General features: G+C 69.9%; 18 protein-coding genes. 11 read left to right on the top strand and 7 right to left on the bottom strand.

Going from position 1 to position 21,252, the window contains the following annotated elements:
* Positions 1-162 precede the first annotated feature (162 nt).
* Positions 163-762 (bottom strand): YdcF family protein, encoded by a 600-nt coding sequence (locus tag AB4K12_RS04075; protein WP_368432845.1) that lies wholly within the window; start codon positions 760-762, stop codon positions 163-165.
* Between the two features lie 101 nt (positions 763-863).
* On the opposite strand from AB4K12_RS04075, the gene AB4K12_RS04070 reads away from it, so the two are divergent.
* Positions 864-1,517, top strand: a complete 654-nt coding sequence (locus tag AB4K12_RS04070) for a TetR/AcrR family transcriptional regulator (RefSeq protein WP_368432844.1) — start codon at positions 864-866, stop codon at positions 1,515-1,517.
* Here the strand turns inward: AB4K12_RS04070 and AB4K12_RS04065 are convergent.
* Positions 1,477-1,953 carry a hypothetical protein gene (locus AB4K12_RS04065; protein WP_368432843.1) on the bottom strand — a complete coding sequence of 159 codons (477 nt, stop codon included), beginning with the start codon at positions 1,951-1,953 and terminating at the stop codon, positions 1,477-1,479. The two genes, AB4K12_RS04070 and AB4K12_RS04065, sit on opposite strands and share 41 nt — an antisense overlap.
* Before the next feature lie 393 nt (positions 1,954-2,346).
* Here AB4K12_RS04065 and AB4K12_RS04060 point away from each other — a divergent pair, with 393 nt between their 5' ends.
* Both AB4K12_RS04060 and AB4K12_RS04055 read left to right on the top strand, forming a co-directional pair.
* A complete protein-coding gene (locus AB4K12_RS04060; protein ID WP_368432842.1) occupies positions 2,347-3,711 on the top strand; it encodes a phosphatase PAP2 family protein in 1,365 nt (454 codons plus the stop codon).
* Between the two features lie 210 nt (positions 3,712-3,921).
* A complete protein-coding gene (locus AB4K12_RS04055; RefSeq protein ID WP_368432841.1) occupies positions 3,922-4,461 on the top strand; it encodes a GNAT family N-acetyltransferase in 540 nt (179 codons plus the stop codon).
* A gap of 63 nt (positions 4,462-4,524) precedes the next feature.
* Here AB4K12_RS04055 and AB4K12_RS04050 read toward each other — a convergent pair whose 3' ends face one another.
* On the bottom strand, positions 4,525-5,259 hold the full coding sequence (locus tag AB4K12_RS04050) for an aspartate/glutamate racemase family protein (protein WP_368433148.1): 735 nt from the start codon (positions 5,257-5,259) through the stop codon (positions 4,525-4,527).
* Positions 5,260-5,507: 248 nt separating this feature from the next.
* Between AB4K12_RS04050 and AB4K12_RS04045 the strand changes: the two genes are divergently transcribed.
* From AB4K12_RS04045 to AB4K12_RS04035, 3 genes are all read left to right on the top strand, one after another.
* Positions 5,508-5,882: a hypothetical protein gene (locus AB4K12_RS04045; protein ID WP_368432840.1), complete on the top strand. Its 375-nt coding sequence runs from the start codon at positions 5,508-5,510 to the stop codon at positions 5,880-5,882.
* Positions 5,883-6,526: 644 nt separating this feature from the next.
* On the top strand, positions 6,527-6,970 hold the full coding sequence (locus AB4K12_RS04040; protein WP_368432839.1) for an NUDIX domain-containing protein: 444 nt from the start codon (positions 6,527-6,529) through the stop codon (positions 6,968-6,970).
* A 162-nt stretch (positions 6,971-7,132) separates the two neighbouring features.
* Entirely contained in the window at positions 7,133-9,166 is a 2,034-nt protein-coding gene (locus tag AB4K12_RS04035) for an ATP-binding cassette domain-containing protein (protein ID WP_368432838.1), read from the top strand.
* 118 nt (positions 9,167-9,284) lie between these two features.
* Here AB4K12_RS04035 and AB4K12_RS04030 read toward each other — a convergent pair whose 3' ends face one another.
* The 3 genes from AB4K12_RS04030 to AB4K12_RS04020 all read right to left on the bottom strand — a co-directional run bounded on the left by AB4K12_RS04030 (position 9,285) and on the right by AB4K12_RS04020 (position 12,154).
* On the bottom strand, positions 9,285-9,893 hold the full coding sequence (locus AB4K12_RS04030; protein ID WP_368432837.1) for a DUF6193 family natural product biosynthesis protein: 609 nt from the start codon (positions 9,891-9,893) through the stop codon (positions 9,285-9,287).
* Between the two features lie 179 nt (positions 9,894-10,072).
* The gene (locus AB4K12_RS04025; protein ID WP_368432836.1) at positions 10,073-11,335 is read right to left on the bottom strand and encodes a hypothetical protein; all 1,263 of its coding nucleotides are present in this window, start codon (positions 11,333-11,335) and stop codon (positions 10,073-10,075) included.
* Between the two features lie 6 nt (positions 11,336-11,341).
* Positions 11,342-12,154 carry an alpha/beta fold hydrolase gene (locus tag AB4K12_RS04020; protein ID WP_368432835.1) on the bottom strand — a complete coding sequence of 271 codons (813 nt, stop codon included), beginning with the start codon at positions 12,152-12,154 and terminating at the stop codon, positions 11,342-11,344.
* Positions 12,155-12,340: 186 nt separating this feature from the next.
* On the opposite strand from AB4K12_RS04020, the gene AB4K12_RS04015 reads away from it, so the two are divergent.
* The 5 genes from AB4K12_RS04015 to AB4K12_RS03995 all read left to right on the top strand — a co-directional run bounded on the left by AB4K12_RS04015 (position 12,341) and on the right by AB4K12_RS03995 (position 19,164).
* Positions 12,341-12,904, top strand: coding sequence for a hypothetical protein (locus tag AB4K12_RS04015; RefSeq protein WP_368432834.1), 564 nt, complete (start codon positions 12,341-12,343; stop codon positions 12,902-12,904).
* A gap of 582 nt (positions 12,905-13,486) precedes the next feature.
* The gene (gene cseB, locus AB4K12_RS04010; RefSeq protein WP_368432833.1) at positions 13,487-14,188 is read left to right on the top strand and encodes a two-component system response regulator CseB; all 702 of its coding nucleotides are present in this window, start codon (positions 13,487-13,489) and stop codon (positions 14,186-14,188) included.
* Positions 14,189-14,193: 5 nt separating this feature from the next.
* On the top strand, positions 14,194-15,504 hold the full coding sequence (locus tag AB4K12_RS04005) for a sensor histidine kinase (protein WP_368432832.1): 1,311 nt from the start codon (positions 14,194-14,196) through the stop codon (positions 15,502-15,504).
* A gap of 195 nt (positions 15,505-15,699) precedes the next feature.
* Complete coding sequence (locus AB4K12_RS04000; RefSeq protein WP_368433147.1) at positions 15,700-16,482, top strand: ABC transporter ATP-binding protein; 783 nt, start codon at positions 15,700-15,702, stop codon at positions 16,480-16,482.
* Between the two features lie 114 nt (positions 16,483-16,596).
* Complete coding sequence (locus AB4K12_RS03995) at positions 16,597-19,164, top strand: ABC transporter permease (RefSeq protein WP_368432831.1); 2,568 nt, start codon at positions 16,597-16,599, stop codon at positions 19,162-19,164.
* A gap of 61 nt (positions 19,165-19,225) precedes the next feature.
* Here AB4K12_RS03995 and AB4K12_RS03990 read toward each other — a convergent pair whose 3' ends face one another.
* Positions 19,226-21,112, bottom strand: a complete 1,887-nt coding sequence (locus tag AB4K12_RS03990) for a hypothetical protein (RefSeq protein ID WP_368432830.1) — start codon at positions 21,110-21,112, stop codon at positions 19,226-19,228.
* Positions 21,113-21,252 lie beyond the last annotated feature (140 nt).

Below are 21,252 nucleotides of genomic sequence, written 5' to 3'. Positions count from 1 at the left end.
GAGGCTCAAGGTTTCCTCAATGAGCCGTCAGCAGCGCGAATTCGCAGGGGTATGCGCAGCCGCGAATCGGCCGTCTGGTGCGGCATCGCAGTGAAGCCGGGGGTGTAGCTCACCATCTCCGTCGGCAACAGCGGAAACGGCGGCAACAGCAGTAACGGCGGTCTATAGCGAGACCTTCCGTTCGTCGGCCTTGAGACCGCGGAGCGTCCAAAGTCCGTACAGAGCCAGCAGCGGTTTGACGACCGTCCACTCGCCAGGATGGTAGTCATCCGCCCGCACCAGCCTCTCTGCAAGATCAGGGCGCTGGCGCCGCAAGTACGCGCGGGCCTTGAGCGCGTGAGCCGGCTGGGAGACGATCTTGATGCGGTCGACATCCTCAAGCAGTGGGATCACGTTCGTGATGTTCTCCCACGTCGTGGCGCTTTGGTCTTCCAGGATCACCCTGCCGTCGAACTCAAGCACCGACTTCGCGTAGTCAGCCATCAGCTGGGCCTCCGCAGCGCCACCGCTGGTCGCACCGCCGCTGAAGATCACGCGAGAGCCATACGCGCTGTCAGCGGCGATGGAGCGAATGCCGGCACGGACTCGCCAGCGATTGATGAGGTTCGCCGTCGCTTGGGGATTCCGGTAACCCAACACCACCACGGCCTCGGCAGCACCCGCACCGTTCCCTACGAGAGCTCGAGACCAGCGCCAGTTCAGCCACTCGCCCCAGGCAAGAGCTGCGACCCCCGCTACCGCCAGTCCTGTCCTTCGCCGCATGCCGCGACTCTAGGGCACCCCACGCATCGGGCAACCACTTGCTAATGCTAACCGTTATGATTTCATAACGGTTCTGGCTTTGCATTTGATAGCGTCAGGGCATGACCGAACCGCCCGGACGCCGTGAGCGCAAGAAGGCCGCGACCCGCCAGAAGATCGCCGACGCCGCCCTGCGGCTCTTCCTGGAACGCGGATACGACGCGGTGGGCATCCGTGACATCGCCGCCGAGGCCGACGTCGCCGTCACCACGCTCTTCTCCCACTTCGCCTCGAAAGAGGCCCTGGTGTTCGAGCAGGACCAGGACTTCGAGCAACGCCTCACCCAGGCGGTCGCCGACCGGGCACCCCACGAGCCGCTCATCCCCGCGCTGCGCCGCGAGATCCATGCCCTGGTGCGCCACTGCACGGCGGACAGCGCCGCCCCGATCTGGCGCATGATCGACGCATCGCCTGCCCTGCGTCAGTACGAGGAGTCGATGAGGCTGCGCCATGCGGACTCGCTGGCGACGTCCATCGCCGCCGACCTCGGCCTGCCGCAGACCACGACGGCCTGCCGGACGATCGCGAGGTTCGCGATCGACGCCTATTCACTGGCCCGCGAGGCACCCGATCCGGACGCCGCGATGGATGAGATCTTCCCGATGATCGAGGCGGCCTGGGAAGTCGCCTGCCCCATCCCGGCGCCGACCGGCGACACAGACAAAGGGGCGAGCCTCACTGCTCCGCCGTCGACTCGTCGTCGGCGAGCTCGATGAAGGCCAAGACGGCGGCGTACCGCTCGGCGCTGAGGCCGAGCGGCTGCTCGCCCCGTTCTTCGGACGCGGTGTACAGGTGGCGCTGGATCTCGGCCCAGGAACGCAGCAGCGTACGGGCCTCGTCAGGGGCGATGTCCAGCGCCGCGGCGACCTCGGACCAGGTCGCACCGAGCTGCAGGGCGTCGCGGACATGGGCACCGCGGCCGTACTCCATCTCCCGGCGGATGGCCTCGCGCAGAGCGAGCACGGCGAGGGCGTCGTCGGAGGTGCCCCGCTCGGCCTCGTGCGGGGAGTCGGCGGCGAGCAGGTGACTGGTCAGCCGGTCGGCGTGTCCCTGGTGCTTCTCGGCCAGCCACATCAGCGGCGTGGCCGGCGGGACGTCGCCGGGGCGGCAGACCTCAAGGGCCTGCCAGTGCTTGTACGCGTCGGTGCTCATTTGGGTTGCCCTTGTCCCTCCGTCGCGGGGGCGCGCCGATCGTGGCGGTTCTCCATGCCGGTGAAAGCACCTCGCCGCTCGGGCCATCCGGCCCCACCTGACGGGAGCGCCCGTCCCGAGCGCAACCTCTTGGCTGCCACGAGGACCCATCACGCCATGCCGGGCGGGGGCGTTCGACGATGACCCTACGTACGCGTTGACAGCCCCCGGCAGCGTCGCCGTCGGGGCAGCCCGGCGCCTCTCCTCGAGAAGAATCCGGACACCGTCGCCAGGAGGTGGCGGTAGCCGGCGAGCCAGACCTTCACCGGAAGACCACGCCATCCGGCACGACGAACGACCTTCTCGGCCAACACCCAACAAATCGGTCAAATAATTGATGCCTATAGTATGCGGGTGTTTTCGCGAATAAGCTGCAGAATCAAGTTCGCCGCGTGGCGTCGACCACGAGCGATCCTGTGGGCCGCGGTGGGTCTGGCGACCCTCGTCCTCCTCGTCGCGATGGAGATCGCCGCGCGTCGCTACGGCGGCGTGCCGGGGCCGGCGGCCACCCTGGTGAGAGAGGTGATCTTCGCCCCCAAACCGGGGCCGCTGTACGGCGGTCTGGCGTTGATGATGGTGGTGCTCACCTGGCGGCAACGGTTCCTCGCGGCCGGCGCCGCGATCGGCATCGACATCGTCTTCGTGCTGGTGCGGTGGGCGATCGACGCCAAGGTGCCCGACGGCCACTTCTTCGGCAACGGCGCCTTGTGGGTGATGCTGGGCTGTGCGGTCATCGCGGTCACGCGCCGCACCGGCGAGGAACGTGTCCTCCTGCTCAAGGGCGTCGGGCTGGGCCTGCTGCTGGTGGCCGGCCGCAAGATCGGCGATTCCTGGCTGCTCATCACGTCGAAGACCCGCCCGACGGTGCTCGACCCGTACCTGGCAACCGCCGACCACGCGCTGGGCAACCCCTCGTGGCTGGCAGGCCGGATTCTCAAGTCCACCGGCCCGATCGCCACCCATGTTCTCGACCTCGTCTACGCGCAGCTCGCGGTGGCCGCGGTCGTCGTCGCGTTGTACCAGCTGCGCAACGTGGCGGCCGAGCGCCGCTTCCCGCGCCATCACCTGGTGCGCACCTTTCTGGTGATCGGCCTTCTCGGGCCGGCCATCTACATGATCTTCCCGGTGGTCGGACCGATCTTCGCCTACGGCCCGGGCACCTCCGGCACCGGCGGCGTGGAGTGGGCGGTGGCCAACCTGTGGCCGCACACGCCGCCTCCGATCGCCATCCCGCACCCGGTGCCCTACGACGCGATCACCCCTCGCAACTGCATGCCCAGCCTGCACACAGCGTGGGCTACCGCGATCTTCATTCATTCCCGCAAGGGCCCACGCGTTCTGCGCTACGCCGGGGCGTTCTGGCTGATCGCCACCCTCAGCGCAACGCTGGGCTTCGGCTACCACTACGGCGTGGACCTCGTCGCCGGTGTGGTGTTCTCGCTCACGACCGAGGCAGCTCTGCGAGCGTTCGACCGTGGCTGGGATCGGTCGGGAATCCAGCTGGTCACCTACGGCACAACAGTCTTCGCTGCGCTCCTGGTGTCGTACCGCTATCTGCCGATGGAGATGGCCAGGCATCCGTGGGTGTTCGGACCGCTTCTCATTCTGGCGTTGACCTCAGTGATCTACGGCTACGTACGGACCACCAAACTGTGGGAGTCCGAGGCACCGAAGGCCGCACCGGCGCGGCGACCGGAACCGCAAGCCGAACTGGTGTGAGTCATGTTGCATGGGGTGGTGGGCGCTGCGCGCGGTGCCTCACCCCATGTTCAGCCGGCTGGACTCAAGGGAGGGTCATGTCCGATTCCCCGGATTCCGAGCCAGGCCCAGCACACCGCGAGACCTGACCCGGCATCCTGCCGGACGACCGCCGAGCCCGCGCCCCACCTACCTGGGCACGATGCACAGCCGGTCGAGGATCATGGACAGATGACGACTGATCACTCCTCCGACGGGCCGGCTCCGGCCGTCGTCCGTCTCGCCCGGTACACGACCACGGATCTGCAGGAAATCCTCGGTGACGGCAGCGACCCGTTCGGCGTCGCCGACACCGGTCTGACCTGGCTGCCGAAGGAAGAGCACTTCGGCATACAGCACGACGGACGTCTCGTGGCGCACGCCGGCCTGCTGCGGCTGCCCCTGTCCATCGGCGGGACCGTCACGGACGTCGTCGGCGTCGGCGGCGTGGCCGTCGCACCTGACGTACGGGGCCGGGGCCTGGCACGGCGGGTCGTGACGGCCGCACTCGACCACGCACGGACGATGGGCCCCCGTCACGCAATACTCTTCTGCCGGCCTCCGCTCGTCCCCCTCTACCAGCGCCTCGGCTGGCAGGCACTCGACGGCGACATCCGCGTCGAACAGCCCTCCGGCTCCGTGGTCATGCCCCTGCGCACCATGTGGACGCCCCTGCACGAGAACGCGGATTGGCCTGCCGGAGAAGTACGCCTGCTGTCGTTCCCCATGTGAGCTCGGCCTTGGACCGTGTCCTACGTGATGAGGTGGGCGTTGCCCCGTCCGTAGGACCCGGTCCTACTGCTTGTGGGGCCACCATGACCGGCCTCGGCTCGGCGATACCCCAACCAGGGCCGCGTTAATGGCCGCCTCCGCGTGCAGCCGTGTAGTGGGGAAGACCGGGACGGGGCTGTCCTGCGGCCCGACGAGAAGCTCGATTTCGGTGCAGCCCAGGATGACGCCCTCTGCACCCGCCTCGACGAGACCCCCGATAACGCGCTGATATTCCTCGCGTGATGCGCTCTTCACGATACCGAGGCACAGTTCTTCGTAGATCACCCGGTGCACAAGAGCGCGTCCTTCGGCATCTGGGACGCACACGTCCAGCCCACCCGCCTCCAGGCGTGCACGGTAGAAATCCTGCTCCATGGTGAACGCGGTCCCGAGCAGGCCGACCTTGCGTATCCCCGCAGCCCGCACCGCATCCGCTGTGGCATCGGCAAGGTGCAGCAACGGAACCCCCACTGCCGCCTCCACCTGACCCGCGACCTTGTGCATCGTGTTGGTGCAGATCAGCACCATGTCGGCGCCGGCCTTTTCCAGAGAACGGGCGGCGGCGGCCAGAATTTCCCCGGCTTCCTCCCAGCGCCCCTGCACCTGCAAGTGCTCGATCTCCGCGAAATCCACCGAGTACAGCACGCACCGGGCGGAGTGCAGACCGCCAAGCCGGTGGCGTGTGAACTCATTGAGCAGCCGGTAGTACTCTGCCGTCGATTCCCAACTCATCCCCCCTATCAGCCCGATTATTTTCATCGTCACCCCTCGCCATCCGCTGCTGATGTGCAGATTTTGCAGGAACGCAACACTCAAAGCAATTCAAGGAAATCCAAGATCCTCCCCAAGGTTTCCTTATGGGGGACGGTTCAGGATTGCGGAGTCCGGGCGGCGACGAACAGCTGGTTCGAGTGCTCGAGAGCCGGGACATCACGTCGACGGTCCGGACCGGGTCGGCTGGGATGAACTTCGGTGCGCGAGCGCCCTCGGCGTTTTATCGTGGCCGCATGGACGAGAAGCGAGCGCTTCGAGTCGTGGACGTGTTGCGGCAGCGGGGCACGGATGCCCACCTGGCCCGCGAGGGCGTCTACCAGATCGGCGTGCGCGTAGTCCTGCGCGACGGCCGTGAGGCGGTCTGGGACACCGACGGCACCGCCGGCCTGGAAGCCCAGGTCATGCGGGACGGCGTCCTGGTCGGCTTCGTGCCGTGCATCGAGGGATCCGAGGACTTCGACGTCGACCGGACCGTCGACGCGATCGTCCGGGCCGACTACGACCAGCCGATCGCCCGCGAGCGGCCCACGGCTCCACCGCCGTCCGCCCCGCTGCCCCGGGAGGGCGGCGTGTTCCGCCGCTTCCTCGGCGGCTTCCGGGAGCGTTGAGCAGCGGCCGGAGCCGCGGGCCCGGCCCGCGGGTCAGCAGGCTCGGTCATCGGTGCTGACAGATCACCGATCAGCTGGGCGTCGGCACGTCGGCAGGCTGGGTGGTTACGGCCTGGCGGCGACGCCGTGCGAGGGCACGAGCAGTCGTTCCGGTCCGGCTTGGGAAGCGCCCATCAGCGGTGAGTGCGCCGGCCCGGCAGAGAGCGGAGATGCGATCGTGTGCGCGAACCGCCGCAATGCCCCGAAAGGGTGAGCCACCTCGCGCGGGTGATTCGAAAATGCCGCCACACCGCCGGAGCCCAAGCGTGCGCTGGGGCGCGGACGACTATCGAACCTTCGCTCCAGCCTTCGCCCAGCCGCGCCCGTGACGGGCCCTTGATCAGCAGCGTTGTTCCGGGCGTCCGCGTCGACTGCCCACCCACGGAGGACTCGCGACCCCCATGCTTGACGCCGCCACCTCGCGCACCGCATTCGAACTCCTTCCGTCCAGCGATCAACCGGGAGAGACGAGCGCGGTTGACGGTTTCTTCGCCCGTGCATTCGACGCACCGTGGCGGCCACCAGGGCGGAGGGCAAGACCGCCGGAACACCGCAGCGCCCGCGGCCGCACCGAAGCACACCCGAGCCAGAGGAGAGGAAAGCCTGTGTCGACCCTGCCGAACATCGTTGGCGCGCACCTGTTGTTCGAGCGGAGAGGTCACGTCCTGTTGGGGCTACGGCCGCCGGAGGCACTGTTCGCGGCGAATGTCTGGCATGTACCGGCGGGCCATGTGGAGCGGGAGAGCGTACGGGCCTGCGCCGTGCGGGAAGCCGGCGAGGAGCTCGGCGTCACCGTTGCCGAGCCCGACCTCGAGCTCGTACATACCGTGCACCTGCTCCACGCCGATAACTCCGTGCCGCGGTTGCAGCTGTTCTTCCGCGTTCACCGGTGGCAGGGCGAGCCGCGGTTGATGGAGCCGGACCGGTGCGTGGAGTGGCGGTGGTGGCCGTTGCACGCTCTGCCCGAGCCGACGGTGGAGTACACCGTCGCGGCGCTGGAGGGCATGACGAACGGCTGGCCGTACACGGACATGGGCTGGCCCCGATGACCCTCAGGGACTTAACCGACCCGCTGCCGCGTGAGAGCTACCGGCTGGAGCCGGCCGCCGATGGCCGGCAATACGTCTGCTCCGCCCGGAGCGCGGCGGCCCTCGCGTGGGAGTCGCCGAAGCAGGCTGAGTCCATCGACGAAAACGAGGGGGAAAGCACAAATGAGTGACGCGGACGACATCAACAGGTCGGAGAACGGTGATCGGAAGGAGGTCCCCGGCCCCCGCCGGCGCGTGGAGTTGCCGTTGCCCCCGGCCAGGGCGGCGGCTGCACCGACAGGCGAGGAGGTCGGCGACGAACTGACCAGTGTCTACTGGATGCAGTGGGACGGCGAAGCCGCCCGCACCAGCGTGGCGCGGATTCTCGGCCGGCTCCCGGCGATCAGCCGTAGGGTGCTCGGATTGGCCTACCGGGCCGACGCACGGGCCACGGTCATGGTCGTCGTGCTGCAGCTCGCGTCGGCGTTGATGAGTGCGTTCGGGCTGCTGGCCTCGGTGCGCGTGCTGTCGGCGCTCTTCGCCCAGGGCGCGACCTCCGAACGCATCCACCACGCCCTTCCCTCGCTCGCGCTGGTCGCCGGCCTGTTGGCGATGCAGGGACTGCTCGACTTCGGTGTCGCCCGCGGAGAGGCCGCGCTCACTCCGAAGGTCCGGCGCACGGTGGAGCAGGAGTTCTTGCGGTTGAACTGCCACGTGCGCCTGGAAGCGGTGGACGACGCCGCCTTCGCCGACGAGGCCAACAAGGCGAACGACCGTGGCCTGTACTACATGCGCCAGGCCGTCCCGCAGCTGATCGCGCTCGCGCACGCCGCACTCGGTCTGATCGGGGCCGCTGGCGTCCTGGCCGTACTGCACCCTGTGCTGCTGCCCCTTCTTCTGCTCTCCGTCGTTCCTCAGGGGTACGCGGCGGTGCGCTCGGCACGGGCGCAGTTCCTCTCCCACAGCCGCTACAGCACCCTTCAGCGCCGCATCCGCCTGTTCACCTGGCTCCTTCTCGACCGCGACTCCGCACCGGAGGTACGCGCCTCCACGGCGCAGCAGGCGCTGCTCGAGGAGCACGAGCGCTTCGCCCGGCGGATCGAGAAGGAAGACGCCCGCCTGGGGCGGCAGGAAGCGAATGTCTCGCTGTGGGGCCGGGCGGTCGGCGGCCTGGCGGTCGGGGCCACCTATGCGGTGCTGGGATGGATGACGGCGGCGGGCTGGATGCCGCTGGCGGCGGGCGGCGGCGCGTTCCTTGCGATCCGCTCCAGCCGGGGCACGCTGGTGAACGTCGTACTGGCCATGCACCAGATCTACGAGCACGCCCTGTGGATCGACGACCTCGAGCGGCACCTGGAGCGCTGCCGTGCCCTGCAGCCGCACCGTACGGGCCGGCGCCTTCCGGACGCGGTGAAGACCATCACGGTCACGGACGTCCACTACACCTACCCCGAGGCCGGCCGGGACGCGCTGCGCGGGGTGTCGATGACGCTGACGGCGGGCTCCACGGTGGCCTTCGTCGGAGCGAACGGGTCCGGCAAGTCGACGATGGCCAAGCTCCTGGCCGGGCTGTACACGCCGAGCGAGGGCAGCATCCGCTGGGACGGCGTGGAGGTGCGGGAGGTGGACGCCGAGAGCATCCAGGCCCAGGTCGCCATGGTGCTCCAGGACCCGGTCGCCTGGCCGCTGTCGGCACTGGCCAACGTCACGATCGGCGCGGGGACCATCACCGAGGCCGACCCACGGCGGGCCCTCGCGGCGGTGACCGAGTCAGGGGCCGACCGCGTCATCGCCGGTCTGCCGCAGCTGTGGGCCACCCCGCTGTCCAAGCGTTTCAAGGGCGGACAAGAACTGTCCGGCGGGAACTGGGCGAAGGTGGCCGTGGCCCGGGGCCTGTACCAGGACGCCGCGATGCTGGTGCTCGACGAGCCGACGGCCAGCATGGACGCCCGCGCCGAACACGCCGTCTACGAGGCCGTACTGCACGGTACGCGCCGCCCGGACCGCATCACCGTCCTGATCTCCCACCGGCTGGCCAGCGTGGCCGCATGCGACATGATCTACGTCTTCCGCGACGGACACGTCGTCGAGTCCGGCGACCACCACACCCTCATGTCCCGCAGGACCAGCAGTGGAGAACCCGGCGAGTACGCGCAACTGTTCACCCTCCAAGCCACCGCCTACCAGGCGGCAACCGGCACCGACGAGCAAACGTGACCGGCGCCGTCACGGCCGTGGGCGGGTGGCGGGCAGGCGGGGTCGTCACGGACCGATACCCCCGAGCGCACATCCTGCTGACCGGGAATCCCGCACGCACCGCCCGTGAGCCGTGAGGTTACAAAGCCGAGAGCGATCGGGAGCAGGCCGCCGCGACCTCAAGTGCCTCGCTCAGCGAATCCACCTCACGCCGGAATGCGACTGGATACGTGATCACTTGGTAAGTGCCTCCAGAAAGAGGAGTGACCTTCACAAGGCCGGATTCCAGGTCGCATGGCTTCCGGCTCAGCATCAGGCTCCTGTGGCTGATGTCCGGGTAGAACACCCGCAGGTCAGGATGCGCGTGGGCTGCCTGGAGGAGCGGGCGATCGGGCAGATGCCAATCGCTGGAAAGGAGCTGTCGCCACTTCGTGGGGGCAGGGTCACCGTCCTCGAACGCCTGCGCCAGTTCGTCCCAGCTCATGAACGGGAACCGGTCGTGCAGCTCCCGCAGAAGGCCGCCCCGGCGCCACAGGTCCGCCACCTCCACCACCGCGACGAGATCGTTCGTCCAACCCTGCGACCAGGCGAAACCGCGGTGGAGGATCCGTACCTGGAATGTCCCCTCCACACGCGGGGACACGATCACCCTGCCTCGATCAGTGCCTATCTCGGCACCGGCGTTCCAACCGGACGTAGCCTGCGGCTCGCCCAAATCGATGCCGCGGGCCAGTGCGATGAGCGCCATGCTCCGAACCAGATCCTCAGGCGACTCCGCACCAGCGGCGGCCGCAGCCCGCGACTCAGCCTCTTGGTCGCCTGTTGCCATGACCGCCTCCACAATTGCGATGACTCGGGCGGACAGGATAAGCCGGTCTGCATCGCTCGGCCCGCCCGCGGACCGGCCCGTTCCGACGCGTCATCCGGTCACCGGGCCGCTGTGAGGATCGAGGCGATCACCGAGGGGGCGGGAGGGCCGTCGAGGGCACGACGCAGTTCCGTCACTGCCCCGCGCCGCTGGTCCGGAGTGAGGGAGAGGTACTGCTCGATGCGTTCGTTGAACGTGCTGCGGAAACGCGCGTAAAGGTCGTCGTCCCGGACGATACGGCCGGCGACGGCGACGAGGGCCTGGGTGCCGGCGTAGTCGTCCTCGGGCAGTGCGTGACCGGGCAGGACGTCCGCGAATCGGCCGGCCAGATGCCCGAAGAGGGTGTCCTCGAGATTTCGGATGGTGAACGTGTGGGCGTAGTGCTGTTCGTGGAGGCCCAAGGGCAGACGCCCCAGGAGCGTGGCCTCGTTGAGCGCCGAAAGGCCGGGGGCGAGGAGGGAGTGGGGTGTTCTCGCCACCTGTCGCATGAGCTCGCGCTGGGGCAGGAACTGGCGGTCGACGCGACGTCCGGCTGTCCGGTGGGTACCGCCGCGGTGTCCCGCGTACGGGCCGCCGCAGACCAGGACGCGGGTGAAGCGGGGCCAGTCGGCGAGCAGGTCCGGGATCCAGCGGTCGATGAGCCGGAGGTAGTCGTTGTTGGCCTCGAAGTCCAGGAGGAAGTTCTTGAAGCCGCCGGTGTTGATCAGCAGGTCGTAGCCCGGTCCGCCGACCCCCGGTGCGTCTTCCCCCGCCTCTCTCAGACCGTCCAGGTCGACGAGGGGACCGGTCGGATGCATCGCGCAGTCGGCGCCGGCGTCGGTGAACTCGGCCATGTGCCGCGAGACGCCGGGGAAGTTCTGGACAACGCTGTGGTCGGCCAGCAGATGCGCCGCGAGGACGCGTTCGTGCGGCGAGAGGCAGGCCAGGTGGCGGCGTGCCGCCGGTAAGGAGGTGCGGGGAACGGTCGCGCACAGCTCGCGGATCCGCGCCAGGGAGTGGTGGTGCTGCCAGAAGCCGAACAGGCAGTCCACCAGGACCACCGGTCGGCGCGCCACGACGGAGCGCAGGACGAGGTCGGCGTCCATGACGGAGACGACCTGTTCGCTGTCCTCGAGCAACCGGTCAAGGAGCGGGGCTCCGTTCCTGTGCGGCCGGGTGAGCTCGTGGATGCCGTCGAAGGCGCTGGCGTTGCGGTGGGCGAAGGCCGCTGCGACACCGTCGCCCACGAACACTCTCTCGTGTCCGGGGAGCAGCCGGGAAACGGCGACGAGCACGGAGGCCGGACCGAAGCCACAGTTCTGGGCGCCCATCAGGATGCGCATGGCGCGTCAGCCGAGTGAGGGCTGTGCGTCGGCCAGGATTGCCGCGAGCTGTGCGGCGAAGGGGGCGGGGTGTCTGGCGTAGCCGGCGTGCCCGCCGGGGAACTCCGTCAGTTTCCGCCCGAGCCGCTTCGCGAGGACGTCCGCCGGACGGTGCACGTCATGGGTGCGCGATCCTTGGCCGCCGGCCATGACGAGGCGGTCCGCCACGGCCGCCAGGGCGTCCACGTCGGGCACGCAGCGGGTGGAGGGCAGCATCACGTGGGAGAGAAAGAATTCGCTGTTGTCGGTTGCTTCGGGGAGTGGCGGGGCCGGACTGCCGCTGAAGATGGCCCGGAGCTTGTCCAGGGCCGCCGGGACGCCTTCCCGGCGGAACGTCGCGTGCACCTCGTCGAAGAACGCGGCGTGTCGTACCGCGTCCGGCAACATCCCCATGGCAGGCGGCTCATGGGCGACAGCCAGCCGGATCCTCCGCGGATCGCGGACCATGAGTTCCAGGGCGATCAGGGCGCCCGAGCAGCTGCCGAACACCCGCACCGGCTCGCCGGTGCGGGCGAGGTGGTCGAGCAGCCGGGCGGCGTCGTCGGCCTGGGTGTCGAGCCACGATTCGGGCGGCGGTCCGTCGAGGAGGCTGCGGGAGATGCCGCGCGGGTCGTAGGTGACGACGCGGTGGTGGGCGGCGAGTTCTTCGGCCAGGTCCCGGAAGACCTCGGCGTCGGAGGCGCCGCCCGGGATGAGCAGCAGCAGCGGCCCGTTGCCGCGCGCTTCGAAGTACAGTCTCGCGCCCGGCACCGTCAGCGTGCCGCTCCGCAGCGTGTCCATCTCTCTCCAGCTCGTTCCGGCGCGGGGCCGTATGGGAGGTCGAAGGGGCGGCACGAGGCTACCCGCGGGGCGGCCCGCGCGGGTAGGCGTGCGCGCCGCTTCGCGCGCCGTTCACCGAGACCGGGCATCCGACATCGCTCTGGCGCGCCTGTCTCCGGGCGGTACGACCGGGGAAGGGTTTGTCCCATGTCGCTGAGTGTGAAGAGATCCGCTGTGGCCGTCGGCGGGAAGCGGCTGCGCACGCTCGCCCTCGTGGCCGCCGTGATGTGCGGCGCGGCCGCGCTGGTGCCTGCGGCCGCGTCCGCCCACCCGCGGGAGTCCGTGCTGTTGCAGTGCCAGGGCACCGAATCCGTCAGCTACGAACCAGGGGTCACCCTCCGGCCACGCCCCATCCACGTCACGGTCGACGGGCGCTTCGCCTCCTGCGTCGGCGGTGACGGGACCGTGAAGAGCGGTGGATACCACGAGGAGTTCACGCTCGACACGGGCTGCAGCAGCCTCCTCGAAGGCTTCCGGAGCCGCCGGACGTACACCTGGAACACCGGTGACTCCAGCACTGCGGACATCACCGGCAGCAGCACGGCCGTAGCCGGTCAGGTGGTCACCCCGGTCACCGGCACCGTCACCCGCGGCCGCTTCCATGGCCGGAAACTGTTCCAGCTCATCCCCCTGCCCCAGCCGAGCGCACTGCAGTGCCTTGGGCGCGGTTTCACTGGCGCGACCGGGGTGACGACCTTGACGATCTCCTAGCTGCTCGAGTCGCTCGTTGTGCCGACGGAAGGTAGCTGGTCTCCGGCCAGCATGGGGGCGGCAGGTATGACACCACCGGTCAGGGTCCGCACACGACCGAGCGGGGTCGGCCCCCTGATGGCGGTCACCCCAAGCTGATCCCGCCTCCACCGGCGAGGCCCGCCACCGGTCCCGTTCGGCGAGCAGCCGCCGGTGGTGGCCGCGTGACCCGGAAACCCCGGGGTTTGTATCCGGTGGGTATCAGGAGGCGCTTGGTCGTCCATCAAAACAGCGCGCCGGGCCGCGGCGACGGAAGCCCCACAAGGTATCGGAGCGCCCTGGGTCCGGCAGCTGCCCGGCCCGGTGCCACACAACCTGACCTGCGGGTTTACTGATGGAGAAGACCCTGCACAGGTGTCACGCGTGTCCGCTGTGCGACCTGGCTGTACCCGGCGACGTCTGTCGTATCGTTCCCTTCGGGTCGCCGACTGCGCATGAGTCGTGAGCGCAGCCAGGCCTCTGTCCCACCCGGCCCGTACGAACAGGAGTCATCCGCCCGTGTCCTCGTCCACCCCGGCTGGGGTCTCTTCGCGACCTGTTCGCGTGTTGCTGGTGGAGGACGACGACCTGATGCGCCGGTCCTTCACCGTCGCGCTCGAGCGCTATGGCTACGAGATGAAGGCCGCGGCCGACGGTCTCACCGGGCTCGAGCTCTTTCGCGACGGGAGCTTCGACCTGCTGATCCTGGATGTGATGCTGCCCGGTCTGGACGGGATCGGCCTGTGCCGCAGGGTCCGGGAGACCAGCTTGGTGCCCGTCTTGATGATGTCCGCTCGCGGCGACGGGCTCGATGTCGTCGCCGGTCTGGAGGCCGGGGCGGACGACTATGTGGTCAAGCCCGTGGACACCTACGTACTCGTGGCACGCATCCGCTCCCTGCTGCGGCGGGCGACCTACGCCGCCGCCCCAGGACCGGAGCGGGCCGCAGGCGAGGGGCCGCCGTCCGAGGGATCCGAGAGGGACATGCTGGTGCTCGGGGACCTGACCATCGACACGGCCGGCATGGAGGTGTTCCTCTCCGGATGCCCGGTGGCGTTGACCCCGACCGAACTGAAGCTGCTGCTGGAGTTCGCCGCCCACCCGGGCGTCGTGCTGGAGCGGCACACCCTGCTGCGCAACGTCTGGGAGTACGGCTGGGACGGCGACAGCCGGGTCGTGGACCTGTGCGTACAACGGCTGCGCAAGAAGCTGGGGCGGGAGCGGATCGAAACGGTCCGCGGCTTCGGCTACAAGCTCAGGCGATGAGGCCGGTGCGTCCGTTCCAGAGGCCGGTGCGTCCGTTCCACCGACTGCGACGGCCGGCCCGCACGTACCTGCGCTGGAAGATCGCCGCGCTGGCCGCCGCCACAGCATGCCTGGTGGCGGTGGCGGTGGGTGTGCTGGTGCACGTATGGACCGCGCAGGAAATCCGCGACCGGGCCGGAGCACAGGCCTTCAACACCGTGTACTCGGCCATGGACGTCTACCGGCGTACCGGAACGCTCGCGGACGGCGCCGAGCTCGATCCGGCCGAGCTGCCCGCCGCACTGCGCCACCCGGCCGACGGCGAGCGGCACACCGCCTACGACGGGCGCGTCGAGGGAAACCTGGGCCCGAGCGTCTGGGCCGCCCAGCGGACCGGCGGCCCAGGCAGCCCGGTCCTTGCCGTCCGGGTCAACATGAGCCCGGATCTCCACACCCTGCGCCGGCTCGACGTGACCATGACGCTGGCCTCGCTGGTTTCGCTCGCGGCGGCCGTGCCCCTGGCGGTGTACGGGGCCGGGCTGCTCGGCCGTCGGCTGCGGCGGGTCTCCGAGACCGCGGGCCGGATCGCCGCCGGGGACCTCGACGCCCGGACCGGGCCCACCAAGGGCCGCGACGAGGTGGCCGACATCGCCGCCACCGTCGACCTCATGGCCGACAGCCTCGGCCGACGGCTGCGCACCGAGCGTCAGTTCACCGCGGACGTGGCCCACGAGCTGCGTACCCCTGTCGGTGGTCTGCTGGCCGCCACCGACCTGCTGCCGCCCGGTGAGACGGAGGATCTGATCCGTGCCCGGGTGCGTGATCTGCGCGGTCTGGTCGAGGACCTGCTGGAGATCTCCCGGCTGGACGCGGGTGCCGAACAACCGGTCCATGCCCGGGTGCCGCTCGGCGCTGTCGTCTCCGACGCCGTGGCGCGCACCGGCTTCGACGCCGAGGTCACCGTCGGCGGCACGCAGCGCGCAGAGGACGCCGACACGCAGCACGTGGAAGACGCCACGACCGTGGAGACCGATCCTCGGCGCCTGGAGCGGATCGTCAGCAATCTCGTCGTCAACGCCCATCGGCACGGGGACACCCCCGTGCAGGTCACCGTCGAGGGCCGTACGGTCGTCGTGCGCGACCACGGCCCCGGCTTCCCGGCGGACCTGCTGCTCCACGGTCCGCGCCGGTTCCACACGGGCGCGACGGAGCGCGGATCGGGCCACGGCCTGGGCCTGACCATCGCCCTGGGACAGGCCCGGCTTCTCGGCGCCGAGCTGCGCCTGGACAACGCCCCGGACGGCGGCGCCGTCGCCACCCTGCGCCTGCCGGCCTGACCGCCTGGCCCCCTGACCTCCTGGCCCCCACAGAACCGCTACCGGCCCGGCCCCTACACAACTGCTACGAAGCGGCGCGGCCCCTGATACACAGCGGCCCAGGCCCCGATACGTTCCCCCGGCACCCTTCGAAGTGCATCTTTCCGCACCCGAAGAGGAGTCCCTGTGATCGTCGATCCCTTTGCCCCGCACGCGCTGCACACGACGCCGGGGATCGCGGCCGCCACCGTCGGCCTGACGAAGGTCTATGGCAGCGGCGACACCCAGGTCGTCGCCCTGGACGGGGTCGGCATCGACTTCCGCGAGGGCGAGTTCACCGCGATCATGGGCCCTTCCGGCTGCGGCAAGTCCACCTTGATGCACTGCGCCGCCGGGCTCGACTCGCCCAGTTCCGGCTCCGTGCGCATCGGCACCACCGAACTGAGCACGCTCGACGACCGGCAGCTCACCGAGCTGCGCCGCGACCGGATCGGCTTCATCTTCCAGGCGTTCAACCTGCTGCCGACGCTGACCGCGCTGGAGAACATCACGCTTCCGCTGACCATCGCCGGACGCCGCCCCGACCGGCAGTGGCTGGACCGCGTCATCGCCATGGTCGGCCTCTCCCAGCGCCTTGACCACCGGCCCTCGCAGCTGTCCGGCGGGCAGCAGCAGCGCGTCGCGGTGGCCCGCGCCCTGGCCTCCCGCCCCGCGATCATCTTCGGCGACGAGCCCACCGGCAACCTCGACTCCCGAGCCGGGGCCGAGGTCCTCGGCTTCCTGCGCGATTCGGTACGCGAGCTCAGTCAGACCGTCGTCATGGTCACCCACGACCCCGTCGCCGCCGGCTACGCCGACCGCGTGGTCTTCCTCTCCGACGGCCGCCTGGTCGACGAGATGACGCGTCCCACCCCGGACCGGGTCCTGGACCGGATGCTGCGTCTTTCCGGGGGGAACCCCCAGACCCCCGCCTTCGACGGCCACTCGCGCACCAGCTGACCCACCGCACACCGGTGCCGGACGAGCCACCCGCTCGTATCCGTCGATCCCGCCTGCCGGCCCCGCGCACCGCGCCGTACGTCCCCGCCCCTCCCCCGTTCCCGAAAGCTGCCCATGCTGAGAACAGCCCTGCGCAACGTCCTGGCGCACAAGGCCCGTCTGGTCATGACCGTCCTCGCGGTCTGCCTGGGTGTCGCGTTCGTCTCCGGCACCCTCGTCTTCGCGGACTCCTCCGCCGCGGCCTACCGCGCCGCCGCATCGCGGAACTTCGCGGGCATCGCGGTCACCGTGACCGCGAAGGAGCCCCCGCCGGGGGCCGCCGCGAACGAGCACACCAGCGTGCTCGACGACGCGCTCGTACGGAAACTGGCCGACGTGCCCGGTGTCGCCGCCGTGCGGCCGTCGGCCGACGGCTCGGCCACTCTGAACGCCGCCGACGGCACTCCGATGCGGGCCGACAAGGCGTGGGCGCACCTGGCCGCCGCCTACGTACCCGGCGCGGACGGCAAGGACAGCCGCTATCCGCTGGTCAAGGGCCACGCCCCCACGGACGGCGGCGAACTGGCCGTGGACAGCGGCACCGCCGTCGCGGGCCACCTCCGTATCGGTGACCCGGTCACGCTGGCCACGGACGGCCCCGTCATGACCAAGCGGCTCGTCGGCATCGTCAGCACCAAGGACTCCAGGGTGACCGCCGGCGGCACCCTCGCCCTGTTCGACAAGGCGACCGCCCAGCGTCTGTTCGCCACCCCGGGCCACTACACCGGAATCGACCTGTCCGCCACGCCCGGCACCCACCAGGTCGAGCTCTCCAACCGGGTCACCGCCATGCTCCCGGCCGACCGGGCCGAGGCCACCAGCGGCAGCGCCCAGGCCGCCCAGCAGGCCACCAACGTCGACATGCAGACCCGTGGCTACAAGAAGCTGCCGCTGGTCTTCGCCGGGGTCTCGCTGTTCATCGGCTCGTTCCTCGTCGTCAACACCTTCACCATGCTCGTCAACCGGCGCACTCGCGAGATCGCGCTGCTGCGGGCGATCGGCGCCTCGCGCCGCCAGGTGGTCCGCTCCGTCCTCTGGGAGGCCCTCCTGATCGGCCTCGCCGCGTCGGCGGCCGGATTCGTAGTCGGCCTGGGCATCGCCTCGGTGCTCCCCGACATCCTGGGCACCAGCGCCGACCCGCTGCCCCGCGGCCCCCTGGTGATCGGCCCGCGCTCCATCGTGGCGGCGCTCGGCGTGGGCGTGGGCGTCACCGTACTCGCCGCGTGGCTGCCCTCCCGCCGGGCCGCGAAGGTCGCGCCCGTCGAGGCGATGCGCTCGGCCGAACAGCCGCCCTCCGCCACCCGGTCCCGCATCCGCGCCGTGGCCGGTCCTGTCCTCCTCGTCGTCGGCGCCGGCCTGCTGATCTCGCTCACCGGAGCGAAGGACGCCTCGGAGAAGAACCTCAACAGCGCGATGCTCGGCTGCGCCGTCCTCGTCATCGCCATGATCGTGCTCGCGCCGCTGCTCGCCACCCCCGTGATCCGGCTGATCGGACGGCTGACCCGCCACTTCGGGATCACAGGCCATCTCGCGCAGGAAAACGCGCTGCGCGACCCGCGGCGCACCGCGGCCACCGCCTCCGCCCTGATGATCAGTACGGCACTCGTCGCCGGGCTCGCCGTTCTCGGCAACTCCACCGGACAGGCCCTCGACCACCGGGCCGCGGCCGGCCTCGGCGCCGACTACGTGATCGGCACCCGCACCGCCACGGTCGCCATCGACCCGGCCGCCGTACAGCGCGTGGCCGACACCCCCGGGGTACGGACCGCGACCGCCGTCGCCGACTCCACCGTGGTCATCGGCGGCAGCGTCCAGGGCATCTCCGGCGTCGAGCCCGACACCGTGAAGGACGTCATGAAGCTCGACCTCACCAGCGGTTCCCTCGCGGACCTCGGGCCGGGCCGGATCGCCGTCTCCAGCACCGTCGCCCGCGAACACGGGGTGAGCGCGGGCGGCAGGATCAACGCCGGCATGGGCCGCAGCCAGGACTTCAAGAAGTACACCGTCGTGGCCGTCTACAAGGACAACCCCATCGCCGACGGCGTACTCGGTTCCCGTGCCGAAGTCCAGCAGAACAGCTTCAAGCCCGGCTCCGTCCAGCGGATCCTCGTCCGCACCGACAGCGGCGGCGCGGTCTCCAAGGCCACCGAGCATCGGCTGCGCACCGCCGTGGGCAACAACCCGCTGCTGAAGGTGCAGGACCGAAAGGCACTCGTCCGAGAGGCCGCCGGCGCCACGGGCGATCTGCTGACCCTGATGTACGGGCTGCTCGTCATCGGCGTCGTGATCGCCTCGCTCGGCATCGTGAACACCCTGGCCATGTCGGTCGCCGAACGCACCCGTGAGATCGGCGTGCTGCGCGCCATCGGCATGGACCGCGCCGGCATCCGGCGGACGATCCGCCTGGAAGCGGTCACCGTCGCCGCGTTCGGCACCCTCCTCGGCCTGGCAGGCGGCCTGTTCAGCGCCTGGGCCGTCGGCTCGCTGGCCAACGGCGCGATGGAGCAGTACTCCTTGGCGCTGCCCTGGGGGACGCTGCTCCTCGTGTGCCTGCTCTCCCTCGCGATCGGCGCGACAGCGGCCGCCCTCCCGGCCCGCCGGGCAGCCGCCCTGAGCCCGCTGGAGGCGGTCGCGGAGGCGTGACAACACGGCCTCTTGGGCCGCCCCAAGTGGGGCCCCGCCGAGGCGGGGCCCCACCGGTGTCTCAGCTGTTCCCTTCCTTCAGGGCGATGCCCTGGAGGTTGTAGACCAGGCCCTCGTTGGACTCGGCCAGCGAGTGGTGCAGTACCTGCACCTGCACGTCCAGCGGTGTGTTGGGCTCGATGCTGTGACCCGTCGCGGGCGACTCGATGATGACGTGCCCGTCCGCGCTGCCGTCCTTCACCACTGTGTACCAGTGGTCCTTGTACGCCGGGTTGAAGCGGCTTCCCGCGGGCAGCCCGTCGAAGGAGAGCTGCCATTGCTGGATGCGGTTCTTGCTGGCCGCCAGCGTGAAGGTGTACGACCAGACGTAGCCCTTGTACTCCTCGGGCCAGCTCTGCTCGAAGCCGTTCTTCGCCTTGATGGTGATGTCGATCTTCGGTGCGGCTACCGTCGTCGTCACGGATCCGGTCTTGTCCGGCGAGGTGTTGGTGACGTCCGGGGTCTCGATCTTCGACGTACTGGTGAGGTCGCCGGTGAAGTTCTGCTCGATCGTGCCGGTGATGCGGATGACGGCCTTGCCGCCCATGGGCAGGTTCAGGGGCTGGGTGAAGTCGGTGCCGGAAACGGTGCCCTGGCCGGCCGTCGCGCCCCCGGAAAGCTGGGGCGTCTCGAGCTTCGCCCCGGTGATGTGCGCGGCGAGGGTGCCCGTGATCTTCGCTGCGGGAACGGCGTTCGGTCCCTTGTTCTCCACCGTCATCGTGTAGGAGATCGGCTTGCCCGAGTCGGCCGTGGCCGGCCCGCGCATGCCCAGCGGGACCTCGGCGGTCGGTGGTGCCGTCACCGTGGTCGTGACGGAGTCGGAGTGCTTCGTCGCGATGTTGGCGCGCGTCTCCGAGGTGACCGTGGCATCGCATGTGATGCTGCCGGTGGTGCCGGTCTTGACCGTGCCGTTCAGCGGGATGATGGCCTTTCCTCCCACCGGAAGGTTCAGCGGCTGCGTGAACGTCCCGTCCGTGATGCTGCCCGTGCCCGCCGTCGCGCCGCCGCTGAGTTCGAGCGTGCCGAAGGCCGGGGCGGTCACCTCCGTCGGCAGCTTGCCGGTGACCTTCGCGTCCGGAACGGCGTTGGGGCCCTTGTTCTCGACCGTGATCCGGTAGCCGATCTGCGAGCCGGCCTGGATGGACTGCGGGCCCGTCATCGCCAGCGGGAACTCGGCGGGGAGCGTCACCTCGAGGTCGCGGACCTCGTAGTTGTTGGTGAGCGCGCCCGTGGCGGCCGACAGGCCGAGCTTGAGCGTGCCGGGGAGCGGGGCCTGGCCCGCGGCGGCGTGCAGGTCGTAACCGTCGATCAGCCGCTGCCAGTTGTTGTCCTTGCGGACGGAGACCGACACCTTGCGGTCGCTGATCGACAGGAGGACGCGGGTGGGGTTCGCACGCTCGAGGCTCAGCGGGGGCAGGGCAGCGCCCACGAGGTAGCGGTACCCGTCGTACCCGTCCCCCGAGCCGCGCAGCACGACGTTGTCCGGCCTCGTCCCGGGCCCGGTGTCCCCCGCCTGGGTCGGGTTGGAGAACGAGCCGTGCTGGTCCACGCCGATGCCGACGTAGCCGTGGGAGACGCCGGGCTGCTTGTCCGGCTGTCCCTTGCGGTAGCAGGCGTAGCCGAGGGCTCCGCCGGGACCGCCCACGCCGGTCTCGTACGCGCCGTCGATGAGGAAGAACGAGAGTCCGTCGGCGGGGTCGCCACTCCCGTAGGCGGCGAGGTCGAACTGCACCGAGATGCCGTCGCTGCTGGGGAAGGCGACGTTCAGCAGGGCCGTCCCGGCCTGGAACGTCGTGGCGGGCGTGAGGCTGAGCCAGCCCTCGCCGGTCATCCTCGCGGAGCCGTACAGCTTCCAGTCGGGCGGGACGGTGGATCCGGCGAAGGACTGCTTGTAGGGGAACAGCGACATCCCGAGGGCCTCCGTTGTGGACGAGGACGGGTTCGCTTACGCGACCAACGACGCAAAACGTACGGGCGCGCCCGGCCGGCCCGCAGCGGCGCCAATGCGCCACCGGCGCGAAATGTGCCCTATCAGGACATGGGGTTGGC

It is taken from the genome of Streptomyces sp. C36 (assembly GCF_040932295.1).
In the GTDB taxonomy this organism is placed as follows: Bacteria; Actinomycetota; Actinomycetes; order Streptomycetales; family Streptomycetaceae; genus Streptomyces; species Streptomyces triculaminicus.
Note: the sequence above shows the minus strand (reverse complement) of the source record. Positions and strands in the feature narration are given on the sequence as shown.

Bases quoted from the DNA above. Each gene is read 5' to 3' on its own strand.
- AB4K12_RS04075 (WP_368432845.1), bottom strand. From the start codon at position 762: ATGCGGCGAAGGACAGGACTGGCGGTAGCGGGGGTCGCAGCTCTTGCC.
- AB4K12_RS04070 (WP_368432844.1), top strand. From the start codon at position 864: ATGACCGAACCGCCCGGACGCCGTGAGCGCAAGAAGGCCGCGACCCGC.
- AB4K12_RS04065 (WP_368432843.1), bottom strand. From the start codon at position 1,953: ATGAGCACCGACGCGTACAAGCACTGGCAGGCCCTTGAGGTCTGCCGC.
- AB4K12_RS04055 (WP_368432841.1), top strand. From the start codon at position 3,922: ATGACGACTGATCACTCCTCCGACGGGCCGGCTCCGGCCGTCGTCCGT.
- AB4K12_RS04050 (WP_368433148.1), bottom strand. From the start codon at position 5,259: ATGAAAATAATCGGGCTGATAGGGGGGATGAGTTGGGAATCGACGGCA.
- AB4K12_RS04045 (WP_368432840.1), top strand. From the start codon at position 5,508: ATGGACGAGAAGCGAGCGCTTCGAGTCGTGGACGTGTTGCGGCAGCGG.
- AB4K12_RS04035 (WP_368432838.1), top strand. From the start codon at position 7,133: ATGAGTGACGCGGACGACATCAACAGGTCGGAGAACGGTGATCGGAAG.
- AB4K12_RS04030 (WP_368432837.1), bottom strand. From the start codon at position 9,893: ATGGCGCTCATCGCACTGGCCCGCGGCATCGATTTGGGCGAGCCGCAG.
- AB4K12_RS04025 (WP_368432836.1), bottom strand. From the start codon at position 11,335: ATGCGCATCCTGATGGGCGCCCAGAACTGTGGCTTCGGTCCGGCCTCC.
- AB4K12_RS04020 (WP_368432835.1), bottom strand. From the start codon at position 12,154: ATGGACACGCTGCGGAGCGGCACGCTGACGGTGCCGGGCGCGAGACTG.
- AB4K12_RS04015 (WP_368432834.1), top strand. From the start codon at position 12,341: ATGTCGCTGAGTGTGAAGAGATCCGCTGTGGCCGTCGGCGGGAAGCGG.
- AB4K12_RS03995 (WP_368432831.1), top strand. From the start codon at position 16,597: ATGCTGAGAACAGCCCTGCGCAACGTCCTGGCGCACAAGGCCCGTCTG.
- AB4K12_RS03990 (WP_368432830.1), bottom strand. From the start codon at position 21,112: ATGTCGCTGTTCCCCTACAAGCAGTCCTTCGCCGGATCCACCGTCCCG.